Source organism: Bradyrhizobium sp. Kon37, from assembly GCF_055807535.1.
Map to the genome: position 1 here is coordinate 86282 of NZ_JBVVOY010000007.1, position 20124 is coordinate 106405.

The window sequence follows — 20124 nt, forward strand, 5'->3', positions numbered from 1 at the left end:
CCACCCACCATCGAACCTCAACGGAGAGGCTGCCAATGACGGACGTTCTGATCTCTGCCAGCGAACTTGCCGATCTCTTGAAAACCGAGCCCTGTGTCGTGATCGACACCCGCAACCCCGACGCCTACGGCGCCGGGCACCTTCCCAACGCCGTGAACGTGCATGAGATATTCACGTTTCTTGCGACCTCGACGCCGGAGGGCATGAGCGAGCTGAAGACCAAGTTCGCCGACGCGTTCGGCGGCGCGGGCCTGTCCGGCAAGGAGACGGCTGTGATCTACGAGCAGTCGATGAATTCTGGCTTCGGCCAATCCTGCCGCGGCTACTACCTGCTCACCATGCTCGGCTATCCCAAGATCAAGGTGCTGCATGGCGGCATTGATGCCTGGGCGGCCGCAGGTCTTCCCGTGACGAAGGATGTGCCGGCGCCGGCGAAGGCGTCGTTCGGAATCGTGCCCGAAGCGGGCGATATCCTGATCGACGCCAAGACCATGCTGGCGGCCGTCGGCAAGCCGGGCGTCGCCATTCTCGACGTGCGCGACGTCGACGAATGGATCGGCGACAGCTCGTCGCCCTATGGCAAGGATTTCTGCCCGCGCAAGGGTCGCATCCCCGGTGCGGTGTGGCTGGAATGGTATCGCATGATGAAGCCGACCGCCGAAGGCCCGCGCTTCAAGTCCAAGGACGAGATTTTGGCGGAATGCGCCACTGTCGGCATCTCGCCGTCCACGCCGGTCTATCTCTATTGCTTCAAGGGCGCGCGCGCCTCGAATACCTTCCTGGCGCTCAAGAACGCCGGCGTGAAGGACGTGCGGATGTATTTCGGGTCCTGGAACGAATGGTCGCGCGATCCGTCGCTGCCAATCGAGCAGGGATTGCCGATCGCATCGGAGGTGACGACCAAGGCGGCGTGATCGCCGCTAACCGAGGGCCCGCGGACGGGGCGCGATTCCCAGCGCCTTGATCCGCGAGGCCAGCGTGGTCGGCTTGATATCCAGCATCTCGGCCGCGCCACCGGGGCCGAACACTTTTCCGGCGCAGCCCTCGAGCGCGGCCAGGATGTTGGCGCGCTCGTGGTCGCGCATTTCGGATGACGTCATCACAGCGGGCCGTGCGTCAGCCTTCTGCCGCGCGGCGCCGGCTGGGGCCTGCGTGCCGGAGGGATCGGGCAGATCGATCCGCAAACGGCCGTTCTGCGACAGGATCGCGGCGCGCTCGATCACGTTCTGTAGTTCGCGGACATTGCCCGGCCAGTCATAGCGCGTCAGCCGACGCGCGTCGCCCTCCGACAAGCGCAGATTCGATTTCAGCGCCTTGCTCTCGCGCGTGAGGAAATGCTGCGCGAGCAGCGCAATGTCCTCGCGCCGTTCGCGCAGGGGCACCGTCTCGATCGGAAACACGTTGAGGCGGAAATAGAGGTCCTCGCGAAAACGACCGCGCTGCACCTCCTGCTTGAGGTCGCGGTTGGTGGCGGCGATGACGCGGACGTCGACCGCGCGGGTGCGCTCCTGGCCGACGCGCTCGAAATTGCCCTCCTGCAATACGCGCAGCAGCTTGCCTTGCAATTCGAGCGGGATCTCGCCGACTTCGTCGAGGAACAGCGTGCCGCCATCGGCGAGCTCGAACCGGCCGATGCGGTCGCGCGTCGCGCCGGTGAAGGCGCCGCGGACGTGGCCGAAGAACTCGCTCTCGAACAGTTCGCGCGGGATCGCGGCGCAGTTGACCCGGATCAGCGGCCGGTCGCTGCGGGTGGAATCCTCGTGGATGGCGCGCGCGATCAGCTCCTTGCCGGTGCCGGACTCGCCAGTGATCATCACCGCCGCGCTGGTCGGCGCCACCAGCTTGACCTGGCGCAGCGTCGTCTGGATCGCCTCGCTGCCACCGATGATGCCGCGCGGATTGGTCTCGATGCGGATTTCTTCCTGCAGGTAGGCGTTTTCGAGCTCGAGACGTTCGCGCAGGCGATCGACCTCGGCCAGCGCGGCGTGCAGCTTCTCGTCGGCCTCGCGCCGCTGGCTGACGTCGCGAAACACCACGACGGCACCGACCACCACGCCGCGGTCGCGAATCGGCGTGGAGGTGTATTCGACCCAGGCCGGCGAGCCGTCCTTGCGCCAGAACACCTCACCGTCGACCTGGTGCACGGCGCCGTCGCGGAACGCAGCGTAGATCGGGCAGTCATGGTTGTGATAGTGCCGCCCGTCATGGTGGGTGTGGTGCATGATGGGATGGATTTCCTTGCCGACCAGCTCCTCGGCAGTCCAGCCCAGCATCCGCTCGGCGGCGGGGTTCACGAAGGTGGTCTTTCCTTCCGCGTTGACGCCGTAAATGCCTTCGCCGGCGGCGCGCAGGATCAGCTGGTTCTCGCGCTCGATGTCCTGGAACACGCGCTCGACCCGCTGCCAGGTCGAAATGCCGCTGCGCATGTGGTCTTCGGCGGCGGCATCGACATTGCGGCGGCGGCGCGCTTCGAGATCGGTCAGGGTGAGCTGGACCAGCGTGCGGCCGTCATGGGGCAGCACGCTTCCTGCATATTCGAGCCGGAGATTTTGCCCGGTGGCATGGCGTGGTTTGAGCGCGGTGGTCCAGTAGGCGCCCTTGTGCAGCACGGCCTGGGTGAACACGGTCAGCGCCGGAATCTCGCCGGCATGCAGCGTGCTCGGCCTGGTCTGGCGGAGCAGAGCGCGGTCGTAGCCGAGCAGGGCGCAGGCGGCGGGATTGGCATCGACGATCTGGTCGCCGAAGGGGTCGACCAGCAGCGTCGCCTCGACCGAGGATTCGAAGGCCGCAACGCGTGGATCGATGGTCGGGGCCACATCGTCGTGGGCGAGTATTGGCGTCGTTGCCATTACGAAATCTCGTTATTAAACTACGAAATGTCGTTTATCACGAATTTTCGTAATGACCAAGTGCGAGCGAAAGTGCTGCGTCATCAAGGCACTGGCCGGCCTGAAGGTGGTGGCATGCTCCTTGCGTCATTCTCCTCGCAAATGACGCGCAGGAGGTCCGATGTCCATTTTCGACAATCCGTTTGATCCCGATCGCAACCTGCGAGCCGGCTGTGCCTGTGGTCAGCATCAATCCGCGGCTGAGCACGAGCAGGCCACCGCGTTGCGCTGTGATCCCGTCGAGAGCGAAGAGAAGCGCTACGAGGGCGTGGTCGCCTCTGCCGTGATGCGCGCGATGTTTCCGCAGGACGTTGCGCGGCGCGCATTCCTGAAGTCGGTCGGTGCCTCCACCGCGCTGGCCGCGCTGTCGCAGTTCTTCCCGCTTCAGACCGCCACCGAAGTCTTTGCGCAGGCCGGCACGCCGGAAAAGAAGGACCTCAAGGTCGGCTTCATCCCGATCACCTGTGCCACGCCGATCATCATGGCCGCGCCGCTGGGCTTCTATGCCAAGCACGGCCTCAACGTCGACGTGGTCAAGACCGCCGGCTGGGCCGTGATCCGCGACAAGACCATCAACAAGGAATACGACGCCGCGCACATGCTGGCGCCGATGCCGCTCGCGATTTCGCTTGGCTTGGGTGCCAACGCCATTCCGTTCGCCGTGCCCGCGATCGAGAACATCAACGGGCAGGGCATCGTGCTGGCGAGCAAGCACAAGGACAAGCGCGACCCGAAGGACTGGAAGGGCATGAAATTCGCCATTCCGTTCGACTATTCCATGCACAATTATCTGCTGCGCTACTATCTCGCCGAACACGGCATCGACCCCGACACCGACGTGCAGCTGCGTTCGGTGCCGCCGCCGGAAATGGTGGCAAACCTGCGCGCCGATAACATCGACGGCTTCCTCGCGCCCGACAATATCTGCCAGCGTGCGATCTATGACGGCGTCGGCTTCATGCATCTCTTGTCCAAGGAAATCTGGGACGGCCATCCCTGCTGCAGCTTCGCCGCCAGCCGCGAGTTCATCACCACGGCGCCCAACAGCTTTGCCGCGCTGACGCGCGCGATCGTCGATGCCACCGCCTATGCGTCGAAGGCGGAGAATCGCAAGCAGATCGCCGAGGCGATCGCGCCGGCGAACTACATCAACGCGCCGGTCACGGTGCTGGAACAGGTCCTGACCGGCACCTATGCCGACGGCCTCGGCGGCGTGAAGACGGATGAAAAGCGCGTCGATTTCGACCCGTTCCCCTGGCAGTCCTTTGCGGTGTGGATGCTGACGCAGATGAAGCGCTGGGGCCAGATCAAGGGCGACGTCGACTACAAGGCGGTCGCCGAGCAGGTGTATCTCGCCACCGACACCAGGAAGCTGATGACCGAAATGGGCCTGGCGCCGCCAGCCGGCAGCTACAAATCGTTCGCGGTGATGGGCAAGACTTTCGATCCGGCCAAGCCGGAGGATTATCTGGCGGGCTTCAAGATCAGGAAGGCGTCGTGAGCGGCCGTGCTCTCTTTTCACCTCGCCCCGCTTGCGGGGAGAGGTCGGATTGCATCGTTAGATGCAATCCGGGTGAGGGGGACTCTCCGCGAGTTCGTCTCTCACCGAATATGCGGAAGCATGCCCCTCACCCCGATCCTCTCCCCGTAAGAACGGGGAGAGGGAGATGACCACCGCCTCCCTCCGTCTCCGCGCCGGTCTGGTCTCGATCGTCTTGCTCGTCGCGTTCCTCGGCGTCTGGCATCTCGCCGTGCGCTCGACGGCACCGGTGGCCACGATGAGCCCGGAATACGCCAAGCTGATGGGCCTGACCGCGACGCAGGGCAAATCCGCAATGCCCGGGCCGCTCGACGTCGGCGCAAAGCTCTGGGAGCATGTGAGGAGGCCGTTCTACGACAACGGACCTAACGACAAGGGGCTCGGCATCCAGCTCGGCTACTCGATCGCGCGCGTCGGCACCGGCTATCTGCTCGCCGTGCTGGTCGCCATCCCGCTCGGCTTCCTGATCGGCATGTCGCCGCTGCTAAGCCAGGCGCTCGATCCCTTCATCCAGGTGCTGAAGCCGATCTCGCCGCTGGCGTGGATGCCGCTCGCGCTCTACACCATCAAGGATTCCTCGATCTCCGCGATCTTCGTCATCTTCATCTGCTCGATCTGGCCGATGCTGCTCAACACCGTGTTCGGGGTCGCGAGCGTACGGAAGGAATGGATCAACGTCGCGCGAACGCTCGAGGTCGGAACCATCAGGCGCGCCTTCACCGTGATCCTGCCGGCGGCGGCGCCGACGATCCTGACCGGCATGCGCATCTCGATCGGCATCGCCTGGCTCGTGATCGTCGCCGCCGAAATGCTCGTCGGCGGCACCGGCATCGGCTACTTCGTCTGGAACGAGTGGAACAATCTCTCGATCACCAACGTGATCATCGCGATCCTGCTGATCGGGGTTGTCGGCATGCTGCTCGACCAGGTCCTCGCGCGTTTCACGCGCATGGTCACGTTTCCGGAGTAGGGGCTGTGACCGAAAAATTCATCTCCATCGAAGCCATCGCAAAGCGCTATCCCGGCGCTGGCGGAGCGACAACGGCGGTCTTCGAGAATCTCTGGCTGTCGATGGCGCGCGGCGAGTTCTGCTGCGTGATCGGCCATTCCGGCTGCGGCAAGACCACGGTGCTCAACATCCTTGCCGGCCTCGATGCGCCGAGCGACGGCGCGGTGATCGTCGATGGGCAAGCCATTTCAGGGACGAGCCTCGACCGCGCCGTGATCTTCCAGAGCCATGCGCTGCTGCCCTGGCGCACCGTGCTCGGCAACGTTGCCTACGCCGTGAGCTCGAAATGGCGGAGCTGGAATCGCGCCAAGGTGAAGGCGCATGCGCAGAAATTTATCGACCTCGTCGGCCTGACGGGTTCGGAGCACAAGCGACCTTCCGAGCTTTCCGGCGGCATGAAGCAGCGCGTCGGCATCGCGCGTGCACTGTCGATCACGCCAAAGATGATGCTGATGGACGAGCCGTTCTCGGCACTCGATGCGCTGACGCGCGGCACGCTGCAGGACGAGGTGCGGCGCATCTGTCTGGAGACCGGGCAGACCGCGTTCATGATCACTCATGACGTCGACGAGGCGATCTACCTTGCCGACAAGATCTTCCTGATGACCAACGGTCCCGGCGCCGTGCTGGCCGAGGTCGTCGAGAACCCGCTGCCGAGGGACCGCGGCCGCACCGATTTGCACCGCCACCCGCTGTACTACGCGTTGCGCAACCACATCGTCGATTTCCTGGTAACGCGCAGCAAGACTTTCACGGCCGAGACGCCCGGTCACGATCCGCGCAATGTGCCGGTGGTGCGTATCGGCAAGCCCGGACTGACCGTCGCGTCCGGTGGCGACGAGCAACGACAGACCTGGATACCTGGGACCAGTCCCGGGCTGACTGCTTGAAAAAGGAGACCCTGACATGAAACGCGAAGACCTCACCGAGAAGCTGCTCGACATCAGGCGCGAGAAGGGCTGGAGCTGGAAATATATCTGCGAGCAGATCGGCGGCTATTCCGAGGTGCTGATAACAGGCGCGATCCTCGGCCAGATGAAATTGACCAAGCCGCAGGCCGCAAACGCCGCTGAACTGTTCGGCCTGACGAAGGCCGAGACCACGATGCTGAACGAGACGCCGATGCGCGGCATGCCGATGCCGCCGACCGATCCCTTGATCTATCGGTTCTACGAGCTGGTCATGGTCAACGGTCCGGCCTGGAAGGCGCTGATCGAGGAGGAGTACGGCGACGGCATCATGTCGGCGATCGATTTCGACATGGTGATGGAGCGCCTGCCCAATCCGAAGGGCGACCGCGTCAAGATCACCATGAGCGGCAAATTCCTGCCGTACAAATATTACGGCGCCAGCGGCAACGTGCCGGAATATGGGTTCAAAGAGGGATAGCTGGTTGGCATTCCGGGGGCGCGTCTTGGACGTGCCCCGGAATGACGCTTCGCCTTATTTCCCGGCCTTCACCTCAGCCGCCGCCACCGCGATCAGCTCGTTCATCTTGGCGCGAATCGCCTGTTCGGTGATGGCGACGTTCTTGGCGGCGAAATCGGCCATGACCTTGCGCAGGACGTCGGCGTCGCCGGCTTCCTCGAAATCGGCCGCGACCACCTCCTTGGCATAGGCCGTGGCGGCATCGCCGGTGATGCCGAGCTTTTCGGCCGCCCACAGACCGAGCAGCCGGTTGCGGCGGGCTTCCGCCTTGAATTTCTGCTCCTCGTCGAGGGCGAACTTCTTCTCGAAGCCTTCCTCGCGCTTGTCCAACGTGCTCATGCCTTTTCCAATTCCCTGCTGACTGGACCCGGCTGGCCCTCGTTGCGAGAGCCCCGGTGCATGCCTAGATAGGGGGCACGAATCGGCAAAACAACGAGCCGTTAAGCCGCAGGCAAGACGGTATAAGTTTGATGCCGGACGGCCGGATCGATTGTGCTGGGACGGCCAATCGGATAGGTTGCCTAAGGCTGGGTTCCCGTTCTGTTTCCAGGGGTTCCGGGCCGTTCACGGCAGCTCCGCTGTGGGTCGTAGTCTCGTCAACCGGAGCACACCAAATACATGGATTTCAACAAAACACGGTACATCCCCATGAGCCGTCGGCGTCGCATTTATGAAGGCAAGGCAAAGGTTCTTTACGAAGGCCCGGAGCCCGGTACCCTGATCCAGCACTTCAAGGATGACGCCACCGCGTTCAATGCGAAAAAGCATCAGGTGATCGAGGGCAAGGGTGTCCTCAACAACCGGATCTCGGAGTACCTGTTTCAGCACCTCAACGACATCGGGGTGCCGACCCATTTCATCCGCCGCCTCAACATGCGCGAGCAATTGATTCGCGAAGTCGAGATCGTGCCGCTGGAAGTGGTGGTGCGGAACGTTGCCGCCGGCTCGCTGTCGCAGCGCCTCGGCATCGAGGAGGGTACGCAGCTGCCCCGCTCGATCATCGAGTTCTATTACAAGAACGACCAGCTCAACGACCCCATGGTGTCGGAAGAGCACATCACCGCTTTCGGGTGGGCGACACCGCAGGAGATCGACGACATCATGGCGCTTGCCATCCGTGTCAACGACTTCCTCACCGGTCTCTTCCTCGGCATCGGCATCCGCCTCGTCGACTTCAAGATGGAGTGCGGCCGACTGTTCGAGAACGACATGATGCGGATCATCGTCGCCGACGAGATCTCGCCGGATAGCTGCCGTCTGTGGGACATCAAGTCGAACGAGAAGCTCGACAAGGACCGTTTCCGCAGGGATCTCGGTGGGCTGCTCGAGGCCTATACCGAAGTCGCCAAGCGTCTCGGCATTCTCATGGAGAACGAGCGTCCGGCCGGTTCCGGCCCGGTGCTGGTGAAGAGCTAAGAGGGATCTGACGTGAAGGCACGTGTTACCGTGACGTTGAAAACGGGCATCCTCGATCCGCAGGGCAAGGCGATCGAGGGTGCGTTGAAGTCGCTCGGCGTCGACGGCGTCGCCAGCGTTCGCCAAGGCAAGGTGTTCGACATCGAGCTCGCCGGCGCGGACAAGGCCAAGGCAGAGGCGGCGTTGAAGGACGCCGCCGACAAGCTGCTGGCGAATACCGTGATCGAGAATTATCGGGTTGAGCTGATCGGGTGAACAGGATGGCTCACAGCCATCCAACCCGACGAAAACGCCAGTACAGCGCGCCGCACGCCGTCAGCATCACGCCGAGCAGCGTGTAATAGCCGTACTCCCAGTCCAGCTCCGGCATGTGCTTGAAGTTCATGCCGTAGATGCCGGCAAGCGCGGTCGGGATCGCGATGATCGCGAGCCAGGAGGCGAGTTTCTTGGAGACCGCCGTCTCCTGGGCCTGGCCGACCAGCAGGCTCGCTTCGAAGGCGAAGGCCAGCACCTCGCGCATCGAATCGATCCGCTCCTGGATATTCCTGACGTGGTCAGTGACGTCGCGGAACAGCGGCTGCATCGTCGCGCGCACCATCGCCAGCTCGTCATGCTCAAGCCGCCGGCAGACCTCCACCAGCGGCCCGATTGCAGTCCTGAGCCGCAAGAGGTCGCGGCGCAGCATGTAGAGCCGCTCGATCTGCGCCTTGCTGATTGCCTTGGAGAGCACGTCGTCCTCGATGCTCTCGACCTCTTCGTGAATGCTCTCGAGCACGGGCGAGTAGTTGTCGACGATGAAATCGAGGATGGCGTAGAGGATGTAGTCCTCGCCGCGCGCGAGCGCGCGCGGGCAGCTTTCGCAGCGTTCGCGCACCGGCGTGTAGGACGTCGACGCGCCGTGGCGCACCGAGACCAGATAGCCTTCGCCGACGAAGATGTGCGTCTCGCCGAAGGCGATCCGGCCCTCGATCAGTTGCGCGGTCCGCGCCACGATGAACAGGGCCTCGCCATATTGCTCGATCTTCGGTCGCTGATGGGCGTGGTTGGCGTCCTCGATGGCGAGCTCGTGCAGGTCGAACTGCTTCTGCACCGCGCTGAGCAGCGCCATGTCGGGCTCGTGCAGCCCGATCCAGACCACGTGGCCGGGTTTCGCCCGCCAGCTCGAAGCCTCGCTGATGGCGATATTGGCGACGCGCCGGCCATCGACATAGGCACCGGCAGCGATGACGCCCTCGGTGGACACCGGCTCGGAGGGGAATGTGGGCAGCGACGGGACATTCATGGCTTTAATCCCGGGCGAATCGATCGGCCGAATGGCGGGCTATGGCCTGTGCACAACGCTCGCTGCCGAGGCTAGCACTGGTAAAATCCCCGTCAAATGGTTATGTCTGCTGCCGATTTGGCAGCCGTGCCAACCCCATTCAATCGTCGTTCGGAACTCTGCCATGAAAGCCGCCATCCTCGTCTTTCCCGGAATCAATCGCGAGCGCGACATGGCGCGTGCCTTGAGGCTGATCTCGGGTAACGAGCCCGCGATGGTCTGGCATGCCGAGACGTCACTACCTGCGGGGACCGATCTCGTGGTGGTGCCCGGCGGGTTCTCCTACGGCGATTATCTGCGCTGCGGCGCGATTGCGGCGCGGGCGCCGGTGATGGACGCGGTGCGCGACTATGCAGACAAGGGCGGCCTCGTGCTCGGCGTCTGCAACGGCTTTCAGATCCTCTGTGAATCCGGGCTCTTGCCCGGCGTCCTGATGCGCAATGCGCGGCTGAAATTCATCTGCCACGACGTGCATCTCCGCGTCGAGCGCTCCGACACGCCGTTCACCCGCGGCTACAATGCCGGGCAGGTGATCCGCGTGCCCATCGCGCATGGCGAGGGCAATTATGCGGCGGACGCAGAGACCATCAAGCGGCTCGAAGGCGACGGTCGCGTGCTGTACCGCTATTGCTCGGCCGACGGCGCGATCGACGATGTCAGCAACATCAATGGCGCCGCGCAATCCATCGCCGGCATCGTTAACGACAAGGGCAACGTGCTCGGCATGATGCCGCATCCGGAAAATCACGTCGAAGACATCATGGGCTGCACCGACGGTCGCGGCCTGTTCGCCGGCCTCACCGCGCATCTGGAAAAAGCCGCGTGATTGCGTTCGTGCTGAAGCGGCTGCCTGTCGCTGTCGCCGTCGTTGCGTTCGCGACGGCCGCGTTCGCGCAAGATTTCCCCAAGCGTCCCGTCACCATGATCGTGCCGTTCGCGGCCGGCGGCACGTCGGACGTGATCGCGCGCACCGTTGCCGAGCAGATGGGCATCGCGCTCGGCCAGACCATCGTGATCGAGAACGTGGCCGGCGCCGGCGGCTCGACCGCGCTGGCGCGCGCCTCCCGCGCCGAGCCCGACGGCTACACCATTGCGATCGGCAATGCCGGCACCAACGCTGCGACCTATACGATTTATCCCAAACTGCCGTTCACGCCGGACTCCTTCGTGCCGATCGCCATGGTGGCGAAAACGTTCGGCATCATCGCCGTGCGCAAGGATTTTCCGGCGAAGGATCTGAAGGAGTTCATCGCCTACGCCAAGGCGAACCCCGGCAAGATCAATCTCGGCCATGCCGGCGTCGGCTCCTCGAATTACCTGATCTGCAAGAGCTTCGTCACAGCTGCCGGGATCGACGCGACGCTGGTCGGCTATCGCGGCGCCGCGCCCGCGCTCACCGATGCGATCGGCGGCCAGATCGACGGCGTCTGCGATGCGGCAGCCTCCGTTTCGCAGTCGATCAACGAGAAGCTGGCGCGCGGGCTCGTGGTCGGCTCGACCGTCCGGCTCGCCACAGTGCCCGACCTGCCGACGTCGGCCGAAGCCGGCCTGCCTGAATTCGAAGCGCAGGGCTGGAACGGCCTGTTCGCGCCGAAAGGCACCCCGTCGGCGGTCATCGCCAAGCTGAATGCCGCTGCACGCACGGCGGTCGAAACCGACGCGGTGAAGAAACGGTTCGCCGATCTCTCGACCGTGGCACCCGATGCCGACGAGCACACGCCCGAGGTGCTGCAGAAGCTCGTGACGCGCGACGTCGAGAAGTATCGCAAGATGCTGGCGGACGACGCCAAGTAGTAGCTAGCGTCGTTTCAGCCGCTCCGTCGGCACCGTCATCGCGGCGACGCCCGCCATGACCAGCACCAGGCCCAGCGCCAGGTTCGACGGCACGCTCTCGCCGAGCAGCAGCACGGAGAGGCCGACGCCGATCGGGATGCGCAAATAGCCTTGCGCGTTCGTCGTCAGCGTGCCGAGCCGTCCCAGGCACATGTAGAACAGCATTAGCCCTAAGGCGCTGGAGACGATGCCCATGACGATGGTGGCTATGATCGCCGTCGGCGTCGGGTGCAGCGTCCAGGGCTGGTCGATGATCAGCGAAGGCGGCAGCAGCACGAGGCCGCCGAACAGCAGCGAACCGGCCGCCACCACCATCGGGTCGTATTCGGACAGCCGCAGGCCGAAGATCGTGGCACAGGCAAAGGAGATGGTGGCGAGCAGGATGGCGATCTCCGCCACGATCTCGCTCCCGAAGCCGCGCAACGCATCCAGGCCCACGATGACGATGGTGCCGGCAAGGCCGAGGAGCGCGCCCAACAGCTTCAGCAGCGTTGCCGGCTCGTGGCGCGTGATCAACGAGGTGATCAGGAAGGCGAAGATCGGCGTGGTGGAGGCCAGCACCACCGTGTTCGACGCCGGCACATATTGCTGAGACCAGGTGATGATCAGGAACGGAAAGGTCGAGTTGATCAATTGCTGGGTCGCGAACAGCTTCCAGGCCTTCGCATCGGTCGGGATTCTGACGCCGCGCATCCACAGGATCGCGAACAGGAAGGCAGCCGCGATCAGCGAGCGAGCCGAGATGAAGGTCACGGGCGGGATTGTATCCAGCGCGAGCTTGGCCAGCGGATAGGTTGAACTCCAGCAGCAGGCGAGCGCGACCAGCACCGCATAGTCGCGCCAGCTCCGCACGCTTGTGGCAGTCATGGACGGCAATTGCGAGGCCGTGGCGCGAGCCGTCGGCGGTGTGCTCTGCGGCACCTTGATATTGCTCCCCGGCGCGACAGCGCTCGACACAAGTCTGGGCGAGGGGGCGCCAAAAGGGAAGGCGGCGAGCTATGCGTTTGGCTGCGGTGCCGGCTTCCGCTTCACCCGCTTGATCGTGCCGGAGAAGGTGAACAGCGGCCGCCCGCCCGATGTCAGCTTGCCGCGCAGGAAGATCAGCGAGCCGCCGGCGCGGGAGACCTCGCCGACGCATTCGATCAGCTCGCCTTCGCGTGCCGCGTCGAGAAAGTCGCAGGCGAAATTGGTGGTCACCGCCGGCCCATCCAGTTCGTGGGTGGCGATCGCGAACAGGCAGTAGTCGGAAAACGCCATGAAGCAGCCGCCATGGACGTTTCCGGAGCCGTTGAGGTGCTTTTTCTCGACCCGGAACGCCGAGCGGACGCTGCCGTCGTCCTCGATCTTGTGCCAGAACGGGCCGATATGGCTCTCAAAACTGTCGCGAATCCAGGTTCGCCAGCCCTGGAATTCCCCATCGGTGGCGATGTGGAGGTCGGGGCGGCGAGGCGGGGGCGCTTTGGTCAATTCGTGCAAGGAAATGGGCCTTCAATTGCGGGTCGTTTGCCCTTAAATCCGATCTGTCCGCGCTGTGCAATTCCTGTTCCCGCAGCCCCCGGCCGCAAAACGTGGGACAGCGGGAAAATGCGCCACAAAGGGCTTTTCCAAGCCGTCTGATGTTCCTAAGAACGGCCCACCGCCGTCGAAAGCCTCGAATCCATGAAGAACGAACCCAAGATCACCCCCGAGCTGATTGCCGCCCACGGGCTCAAGCCCGACGAGTATGAGCGCATCCTGAAGCTGATCGGGCGGGAGCCGACCTTCACCGAGCTCGGCATCTTCTCGGCGATGTGGAACGAGCACTGCTCGTACAAATCCTCGCGCCTCCATCTGAAGGGGCTGCCGACCAAGGCGCCCTGGGTGATCCAGGGTCCTGGCGAGAACGCCGGCGTGATCGACATTGGCGACGGCCAGGCCGTGGTCTTCAAGATGGAGAGCCATAACCACCCGAGCTACATCGAGCCGTACCAGGGCGCCACCACCGGCGTCGGCGGCATCTTGCGCGACGTCTTCACCATGGGCGCGCGTCCGATCGCCTGCCTCAACGCGCTGAGTTTTGGCGCACCGGAGCATGCCAGGACCCGGCATCTCGTCTCCGGCGTCGTCGCCGGCGTCGGGGGCTATGGCAATTCCTTCGGCGTGCCGACGGTCGGCGGCCAGGTCCGCTTCCACACCCGCTATGATGGCAACATCCTCGTCAACGCGATGGCGGTCGGCCTCGCCGATACCGACAAGATCTTCTATGCGGCCGCCTCCGGCGTGAACATGCCGATCGTCTATCTCGGCTCCAAGACCGGCCGCGACGGCATCCACGGCGCCTCGATGGCCTCGGCCGAGTTCGACGACAAGTCCGAAGAGAAGCGTCCGACCGTGCAGGTCGGCGATCCCTTCGCCGAGAAGCTGCTGTTAGAGGCCTGTCTCGAGATCATGGAGAAGGGCTGCGTCATCGCGATCCAGGATATGGGCGCTGCGGGGCTGACGTGTTCGGCGGTCGAGATGGGCGCCAAGGGCGACCTCGGCGTTGATCTCGATCTCGATGCGGTGCCGACGCGCGAGATCGGCATGAGCGCCTACGAGATGATGCTCTCGGAGAGCCAGGAGCGCATGCTCATGGTGCTCAAGCCCGAGAAGGAGAAAGAGGCCGAGGCGATCTTCAAGAAATGGGGCCTCGATTTCGCGGTGGTCGGCTACACCACGCCGAGCAAGCGCTTCGTGGTCAAGCATGGCGGTGATGTCATGGCCGATTTGCCGATCAAGGAGCTCGGCGACGAGGCGCCGCTCTATGATCGCCCGCATGTCCCCTCGGCCGCGCTGCCGGTCGTGCATGCGCGCGAAGTGGCGGCTCCGATGGGGCTCGGTGCCGCGCTCGAAAAGCTGATCGGCACGCCCGATATGTGCAGCAAGCGCTGGGTCTGGGAGCAGTACGACCACGTCATTCTCGGCAACACCATGCAGCGTCCGGGTGGCGATGCCGCCGTGGTGCGCGTGCAGGACGGCCCGAAGGGCCTGGCGCTGACGGTCGACGTGACGCCGCGCTATTGCGAGGCCGATCCCTATCAAGGCGGCATGCAGGCCGTGGCGGAAGCCTGGCGCAACATCACCGCCGTCGGCGGCAAGCCGCTCGCGATCACCGACAATCTCAATTTCGGCAATCCTGAACGCCCCGAGATCATGGGCCAGTTCGTCGGCTGCCTGAAGGGCATCTCGGAAGCCTGCCGCACGCTCGACTTCCCGGTCGTCTCAGGCAATGTCTCGCTCTACAACGAGACCAACGGCCGCGCGATCCTGCCGACGCCCTCGATCGGCGGCGTCGGCCTGCTCGACGACTTCACCAAATCGGCGTCACTCGCCTTCAAGGCCGAAGGCGAGGCGATCCTCCTGATCGGCGAGACCCATGGCTGGCTCGGCCAGTCCGTTTACCTGCGCGACATCTGCGGTCGCGAGGAGGGCGCGCCGCCGCCGGTCGATCTCGCGGCCGAGAAGCGCAACGGCGACTGCGTGCGCGGCATGATCCATGCGGGCACCGCGACCGCCGTGCACGATCTCTCCGACGGCGGCCTTCTGATCGCGCTCGCCGAGATGGCGATGGCGAGCGGCATCGGCGCAAAGCTGCTCGCGGCGCCGACCGCGCTGGTGCCGCAGGCCTATTGGTTCGGCGAGGACCAGGCGCGCTATCTCGTCACCGTGCCTGAAACCGAGGCCGGCCGCGTGCTCGCCAAGATGCGCGGCTGCGAGGTGCCCTGCGTGCGGATCGGCACCACCGGCGGCGACGCCGTCGCGATCGCGGGCGAGGCGCCTGTAACGATCGAGGCGCTGCGGACCTCGTTCGAGCGCTGGCTGCCGGAGTATATGGGCGGCAAGGCGGCGTAAGGGGCTGAACCCGTAGCCCGGATGAGCGCAGCGACATCCGGGTCTTTGTCGAGAGGTTTCCCGGATGTCGCTGCGCTCATCCGGGCTACGAGCGTCGTGCCTCACAACAAGTGCGAGGCCCCCGGAATCTTCCGCAAGCCCGCCGTCAATCCCCAGCTCAGGATCACCGTGAGCACGAAGCCGATCGTGGCCTTCACGATCGCAGGCCAGCTGTAATCGAATAGCGCGTACTGGATCCACAACGCGATCGGGTAGTGCACCAGGAAGATGCCGTAGGCGTCCGCCTGCATGCGGTCGAGCAGGTTCGGTCCCGGCGACTTCTGGTGCAGGAAGAACGCGAGGATCGCGAGCAGGATCGAGCCTGAGAACAGCACAAAGAACGTGCCGTAGATGGCCTGGTACCAGTGCGGCTGCGGGTCTGGATTGCCCAGAACTTCGCGCTTGATGTAGATCATGCCCCACATCAGGCAGTAGGGGATCAGCGTGGCGATCACCCACAGCCAGCGCTGTTTCGGCAACTGACCGCCGGCGCTGAGGATACCGCGATCGAAATTCGCAGCTCCAACACTGACGCCGATGAAGAAATACGCGAAGTAGAGCAGGATGCGGCTCGCCTGCACGGAGAACGGCCCGAGCTCGAACCATTTGCTGCCGCCGAAATAGAGCAGCGCCGGCACGTAGGCGATTGTCGTGACGGCGACGAGCAGCAGCCAGAATGCGGCCGGCTGGTCGAATCCGCGCAGCGACACGCGGTTGCCCGGATCGACCAGATGCGCGGAGACCCGGTAGAGCAGGCTCGCGGTCAGGTCGAACGCCAGCAGCACCCACACGAACCAGATCGGGCCGCTCGGCCACGGGCCAACCGTGATCGTCTTCCACCAGAACGCCGTGAAGCTCAGCCCGGGATCGTGCCGCAGCGCGATCGCGTAATAGGCGAGCGGGATGACGGTGAACGCCGCGATCGCGAACGGCAACCCGAGCCGCAACAGGCGGTCGCGGAGAAAAACTGACGGCGCCTTGCGCGCGATGCCGGGCCAGGTGAACAGTCCTGACAGGAAGAAGAACATCGCCATGAAGAAGCTGTCGGTGGCCAGCACGACCACGTCGAAACCGCCCCAGGACGTCGGATCGGTGTGCCCGAAATAGGTGTAGGGAATGACGGCGTGGTGCAGCAGCACCACCAGCGTGAGGAAGGTGCGGGCGCGATCGAGCGACAGATTGCGCGCCCTTGCCTTCGGCGCCGCATGCGCCTCTGCTCCGATCGTCGCTGAATGTGACATCGTCATCGTGGCCGCCCCGGTCGCGCTTTCCGTCCCGGCCGGACTTTGCCGCCGGGAACCGGATTCAGCAAGGGTCGTTTGGGACGCCCGCAGGTCCCGCTGCCGCTAGGAACCAGTTCCCTGCGACGAAGTTAGCGTTCGCCAAAAGGGCTTGAGGGCCGCGACAGGCGGTACAATTTCGGAGCTGGCGATGACGATCCTGAAATGGGCGCTGATCTTCTTACTTGTCTCGATCGTGGCCGGCGTGCTCGGCTTCACTGGCATCTCGGCCGCCTCCGCCGACATCGCCCGCTTCCTGTTCTACGTGTTCGTCGCGATCTTCCTGGTGTTGCTGATCCTGGGGCTCACGATATTCAGGGCGTAGCGGGGCTCGCGTCAGCCATCGCTGCCGTCATGGCCGGGCTTGTCCCGGCCATCCACGCCTCGCCCCGCATAACCAAGAACGTGGATGCCCGGGACAAGCCCGGGCATGACGAACTCTCAGCAGCTACCCCACTTCCTCGATCTTCACCTTGTCCGGATAGAAGGCGAGATGGCCCGAAATCTCGGTCATCGCGGGGAAGGGCGCCTCATAGGTCCAGATCGCGTTATCCAGCGTCTTGCCGTCGGCCTTGACGCTGTAATAGCTCGCATCGCCCTTGTAGGGGCAATGGGTGACGCGGTCGGTGCGCTCCAGCAGCGCCATGTTGGCGTCCTGCCGCGGCACATATTGAACCGCCGGATATTTCGCCTCTTTCAGCGTCAGCGCCTTGGTGCTCTCGGCGATCACGATGTCGCCGGCCGTGACGCGGATGCGCCGGGGATTTGGGGTGATGGTGATGGGGTGGTCGGGCCCTGGAAGCTTCATGATTTCACGCCTTTTTCGATCACTCTGCCGCGCGCGGCACTTTGTCGTGGCTTTATCCAGATCGGATCACCGATATAGTGCCGGAAGGCGTGACGTAGAAGGCCGTTCACGCTAAGTTTGGCCCCGCCGGCAAGTTTGGCTTTGCAGATCCGGACCCCGGCAGCGATTCGACGACAAGACTGATTGCAGCCGATACAGGAGCACGACCCGAATGCCTATGGACGCCCACGATATCGAGGCGATGATCAAGGCGGCGATCCCCGATGCCGAGGTGACCATCCGTGACCTCGCCGGGGACGGCGATCACTATGCCGCGACCGTGATCTCGGAGACCTTCCGCGGCAAGTCCCGCGTCCAGCAGCACCAGATCGTCTATCAGTCCCTGCGCGGCCAGATGGGCGGCGTGCTGCATGCGCTGGCGCTGCAAACCGGGGTGCCGGGCGCCTGATCCGATCGTGACGGGGGCATGACGATGGCTGCGGACAATCCTCGCGGCGCGATGTTTCGCGTCATCCTGCCGAACCAGCACAGCCGCGTCACCAATGCTGAGCTGTTCTTCGACCTGGTCTTCGTCTTCGCGATCACGCAGGTCTCGCACACACTGCTGCACCATTTCACGCCGCTCGGTGCGGTGCACGTCGCAGTGCTGTTTCTCGCGGTATGGTGGGTGTGGGTCTACACCGCCTGGGTTACCAACTGGCTCGATCCGGAACTGACGCCGGTTCGGATCCTGATCTTCCTGATGATGCTGGGCGGCCTCGTGCTGTCGACGACGATCCCGACCGCCTTCGAGGGACGGGGCCTGTGGTTCGCGATCGCCTACGCAACGATGCAGGTCGGGCGCACCGCCTTCTGGATGTTTGCAACGCCGCGGCATCGAACTGCGGTCCGGCACAATGCGATCCGGATCCTGACGTGGCTCTCGGTGTCCGCGATCTTCTGGATCCTCGGCGGCCTCGCCCATGACGAGGCGCGGCTGTGGTTCTGGATCGTGGCACTGACGATCGAATACATCTCGCCGGCGGTTCGCTTCTGGGTCCCGAAGCTTGGCTTCTCGTCGGTCGAGGCCTGGGCCGTCGAGGGCGGACACATGGCCGAGCGCTGCTCGCTCTTCGTCATCATCGCGCTCGGCGAGGCCGTCGTCGTCAACGGCGCCACCTTTGCCGAGCTGGACTGGACCGCGGACAACATTTTGGCCTTTGTCTCCGCGCTGGTCGGCAGCATCGCGATGTGGTGGGTCTATTTCCACAGGGGTGCCGAGGCCGGCGCCGAGCGCATCTCGAAATCCGCCGAATCCGGCCGGTTGGCGCGGCTCGCCTACACCTATCTGCACATGCCGATCGTCGCCGGAATCATCCTGACCGCGGTCTCCGACGAGCTGGTGCTGAAGCATCCGGTCGGGCATTCCGATATCAGGATCATCGTGAGCACGATCGGCGGTCCCTTGCTGTTCCTGGTCGGCACCATCCTGTTCAAGCATGCGATCCGCGGCTTTCTCCAGCTCTCGCACGGGATCGGCATCATTCTGCTTCTGGCGCTGTCGTGGTTCGCCGCCGAACTGTCCCCGCTATGGCTGTCGGTCGCCGCGACGGTGATCATGATCGTCGTTGCGGTGTGGGAGTCGGTCTCGCTGGGATCGACGCCGGAAGAAGCCGAGGAGCATTGAGCCGGCGCCATTGGCGCCGGAGCGCTTACTCTGCCGCCTCCAGCGCATGCACCGAGAACATCTTCGCCGCATCCGTCCAGCTCTCGCGCACTTTCCAGCCCGCGCCTTGCGCCAGCGCCGCGAACCGATCGATGCTGTATTTGTAGCTGTTCTCGGTGTGGATGCTTTCGCCCGCGCGGAACGAGAAGCTGGTGCCGAGCAGGCGCACGGTCTGGCTCTTCTTGCTGATCAGGTGCATCTCGATGCGGTGCCGCTCGCGATTGTAGATCGCGCGGTGGGTGAAGGCGGAGAGGTCGAAGTTGCCGCCGAGCTCGCGGTTGATCCGCACCAGCACATTGAGGTTGAAGCGCGCGGTGACGCCGGCGGCATCGTTATAGGCGTCGTGGAGCAGGCGCTCCTCCTTCTCAAGGTCGGCGCCAATGATCATCTGCGCGCCCCGGCCCAGGATGGCGCGCGCGCTCTTCAGGAAGGCCTGCGCTTCATGCGGCTCGAAATTGCCGATGGTCGAGCCCGGGAAGAACCCGACCTTGGGCATGGCCGCCACCGCCTTGGGCAGCTCGAACGGCGTGGTGAAGTCGGCCGCCACCGGGTAGATGCCGAGTGACGGAAAATCCCGCTTCAGGCCGTTTGCCTGCGCCGTCAGGAAGTCGCCGGAGATGTCGACGGGCACATAGGCCGCGAACTTGCAGTGGTTGAGCAGCAGGCGAACCTTTGTGGTGGCGCCGGCGCCGAATTCCACGAGGGCCGCGTGCTCCGGAATGATCTTTGCGATCTCGCTGCCGCGCTCCTTCAGGATCGCAAGCTCCGTGCGTGTCGGATAATATTCCGGCAGCCGCGTGATCGCCTCGAACAGTTCAGATCCGGCCGCATCGTAGAAATATTTCGGCGACAGCTTTTTAGGCTGCTGCGAGAGGTCCTCGATGGCCTCGCGGGCAAAGGCGGTGGTCTGTTCGTCGGGAAGATGGGCTTCGGCCAAAGCGCTGGCGTGCACATTCATGATACTCTCCTGAACGCGCTGTCCGGCGC

General features: G+C 64.2%; 21 protein-coding genes. 13 read left to right on the forward strand and 8 right to left on the reverse strand.

Annotated features, from left to right (window positions below; all coding sequences use genetic code 11):
• Window positions 1-35 precede the first annotated feature (35 nt).
• Window positions 36-914 carry a sulfurtransferase gene (locus tag AC0L3J_RS16600; protein ID WP_473347717.1) on the forward strand — a complete coding sequence of 293 codons (879 nt, stop codon included), beginning with the start codon at window positions 36-38 and terminating at the stop codon, window positions 912-914.
• 6 nt (window positions 915-920) lie between these two features.
• Here AC0L3J_RS16600 and AC0L3J_RS16605 read toward each other — a convergent pair whose 3' ends face one another.
• Entirely contained in the window at window positions 921-2849 is a 1929-nt protein-coding gene (locus AC0L3J_RS16605; protein WP_473347718.1) for a sigma-54 interaction domain-containing protein, read from the reverse strand.
• A gap of 160 nt (window positions 2850-3009) precedes the next feature.
• Here AC0L3J_RS16605 and AC0L3J_RS16610 point away from each other — a divergent pair, with 160 nt between their 5' ends.
• The 4 genes from AC0L3J_RS16610 to cynS all read left to right on the forward strand — a co-directional run bounded on the left by AC0L3J_RS16610 (window position 3010) and on the right by cynS (window position 6826).
• Window positions 3010-4389 (forward strand): CmpA/NrtA family ABC transporter substrate-binding protein, encoded by a 1380-nt coding sequence (locus tag AC0L3J_RS16610; protein ID WP_473347719.1) that lies wholly within the window; start codon window positions 3010-3012, stop codon window positions 4387-4389.
• A 166-nt stretch (window positions 4390-4555) separates the two neighbouring features.
• The gene (gene ntrB, locus AC0L3J_RS16615; protein WP_473347720.1) at window positions 4556-5398 is read left to right on the forward strand and encodes a nitrate ABC transporter permease; all 843 of its coding nucleotides are present in this window, start codon (window positions 4556-4558) and stop codon (window positions 5396-5398) included.
• Between the two features lie 5 nt (window positions 5399-5403).
• Complete coding sequence (locus tag AC0L3J_RS16620; RefSeq protein ID WP_473347721.1) at window positions 5404-6327, forward strand: ABC transporter ATP-binding protein; 924 nt, start codon at window positions 5404-5406, stop codon at window positions 6325-6327.
• Between the two features lie 16 nt (window positions 6328-6343).
• Complete coding sequence (cynS, locus tag AC0L3J_RS16625) at window positions 6344-6826, forward strand: cyanase (RefSeq protein WP_473347722.1); 483 nt, start codon at window positions 6344-6346, stop codon at window positions 6824-6826.
• 54 nt (window positions 6827-6880) lie between these two features.
• Here cynS and AC0L3J_RS16630 read toward each other — a convergent pair whose 3' ends face one another.
• Window positions 6881-7204 carry a DUF1476 domain-containing protein gene (locus tag AC0L3J_RS16630; protein ID WP_007602260.1) on the reverse strand — a complete coding sequence of 108 codons (324 nt, stop codon included), beginning with the start codon at window positions 7202-7204 and terminating at the stop codon, window positions 6881-6883.
• A gap of 309 nt (window positions 7205-7513) precedes the next feature.
• Between AC0L3J_RS16630 and purC the strand changes: the two genes are divergently transcribed.
• Window positions 7514-8281 carry a phosphoribosylaminoimidazolesuccinocarboxamide synthase gene (gene purC, locus AC0L3J_RS16635; RefSeq protein WP_171944915.1) on the forward strand — a complete coding sequence of 256 codons (768 nt, stop codon included), beginning with the start codon at window positions 7514-7516 and terminating at the stop codon, window positions 8279-8281.
• Window positions 8282-8293: 12 nt separating this feature from the next.
• Entirely contained in the window at window positions 8294-8536 is a 243-nt protein-coding gene (purS, locus tag AC0L3J_RS16640) for a phosphoribosylformylglycinamidine synthase subunit PurS (protein ID WP_007602264.1), read from the forward strand.
• Window positions 8537-8546: 10 nt separating this feature from the next.
• Here the strand turns inward: purS and AC0L3J_RS16645 are convergent, their stop codons facing one another.
• Entirely contained in the window at window positions 8547-9563 is a 1017-nt protein-coding gene (locus AC0L3J_RS16645) for a magnesium and cobalt transport protein CorA (protein WP_354208491.1), read from the reverse strand.
• A 163-nt stretch (window positions 9564-9726) separates the two neighbouring features.
• Between AC0L3J_RS16645 and purQ the strand changes: the two genes are divergently transcribed.
• Together purQ and AC0L3J_RS16655 are read left to right on the forward strand one after the other, a co-directional pair.
• On the forward strand, window positions 9727-10428 hold the full coding sequence (gene purQ / locus AC0L3J_RS16650; RefSeq protein ID WP_473347723.1) for a phosphoribosylformylglycinamidine synthase subunit PurQ: 702 nt from the start codon (window positions 9727-9729) through the stop codon (window positions 10426-10428).
• Window positions 10425-11396 (forward strand): tripartite tricarboxylate transporter substrate binding protein BugD, encoded by a 972-nt coding sequence (locus AC0L3J_RS16655; RefSeq protein WP_473347724.1) that lies wholly within the window; start codon window positions 10425-10427, stop codon window positions 11394-11396. Before purQ ends, AC0L3J_RS16655 begins: the two co-directional genes overlap by 4 nt.
• A gap of 3 nt (window positions 11397-11399) precedes the next feature.
• Here the strand turns inward: AC0L3J_RS16655 and AC0L3J_RS16660 are convergent, their stop codons facing one another.
• Both AC0L3J_RS16660 and AC0L3J_RS16665 read right to left on the reverse strand, forming a co-directional pair.
• A complete protein-coding gene (locus AC0L3J_RS16660) occupies window positions 11400-12356 on the reverse strand; it encodes a DMT family transporter (protein ID WP_473347726.1) in 957 nt (318 codons plus the stop codon).
• 75 nt (window positions 12357-12431) lie between these two features.
• Window positions 12432-12911 (reverse strand): PaaI family thioesterase, encoded by a 480-nt coding sequence (locus tag AC0L3J_RS16665; protein WP_247339141.1) that lies wholly within the window; start codon window positions 12909-12911, stop codon window positions 12432-12434.
• Window positions 12912-13094: 183 nt separating this feature from the next.
• Between AC0L3J_RS16665 and purL the strand changes: the two genes are divergently transcribed.
• Window positions 13095-15305, forward strand: coding sequence for a phosphoribosylformylglycinamidine synthase subunit PurL (gene purL, locus AC0L3J_RS16670; RefSeq protein WP_473347727.1), 2211 nt, complete (start codon window positions 13095-13097; stop codon window positions 15303-15305).
• 101 nt (window positions 15306-15406) lie between these two features.
• On the opposite strand, the gene AC0L3J_RS16675 is transcribed toward purL, so the two are convergent.
• Window positions 15407-16585 carry an acyltransferase family protein gene (locus tag AC0L3J_RS16675; protein ID WP_473347850.1) on the reverse strand — a complete coding sequence of 393 codons (1179 nt, stop codon included), beginning with the start codon at window positions 16583-16585 and terminating at the stop codon, window positions 15407-15409.
• A 190-nt stretch (window positions 16586-16775) separates the two neighbouring features.
• On the opposite strand from AC0L3J_RS16675, the gene AC0L3J_RS16680 reads away from it, so the two are divergent.
• Entirely contained in the window at window positions 16776-16949 is a 174-nt protein-coding gene (locus AC0L3J_RS16680) for a DUF1328 domain-containing protein (protein ID WP_007602280.1), read from the forward strand.
• A gap of 123 nt (window positions 16950-17072) precedes the next feature.
• Here the strand turns inward: AC0L3J_RS16680 and AC0L3J_RS16685 are convergent, their stop codons facing one another.
• Window positions 17073-17432 (reverse strand): DUF427 domain-containing protein, encoded by a 360-nt coding sequence (locus AC0L3J_RS16685; protein ID WP_473347728.1) that lies wholly within the window; start codon window positions 17430-17432, stop codon window positions 17073-17075.
• Window positions 17433-17643: 211 nt separating this feature from the next.
• Between AC0L3J_RS16685 and AC0L3J_RS16690 the strand changes: the two genes are divergently transcribed.
• Complete coding sequence (locus tag AC0L3J_RS16690) at window positions 17644-17880, forward strand: BolA/IbaG family iron-sulfur metabolism protein (RefSeq protein ID WP_007602284.1); 237 nt, start codon at window positions 17644-17646, stop codon at window positions 17878-17880.
• 24 nt (window positions 17881-17904) lie between these two features.
• Window positions 17905-19098 (forward strand): low temperature requirement protein A, encoded by a 1194-nt coding sequence (locus tag AC0L3J_RS16695; RefSeq protein WP_473347851.1) that lies wholly within the window; start codon window positions 17905-17907, stop codon window positions 19096-19098.
• Window positions 19099-19123: 25 nt separating this feature from the next.
• Here the strand turns inward: AC0L3J_RS16695 and egtD are convergent, their stop codons facing one another.
• Window positions 19124-20095 (reverse strand): L-histidine N(alpha)-methyltransferase, encoded by a 972-nt coding sequence (gene egtD / locus AC0L3J_RS16700; protein WP_473347729.1) that lies wholly within the window; start codon window positions 20093-20095, stop codon window positions 19124-19126.
• Window positions 20096-20124: the final 29 nt, after the last annotated feature.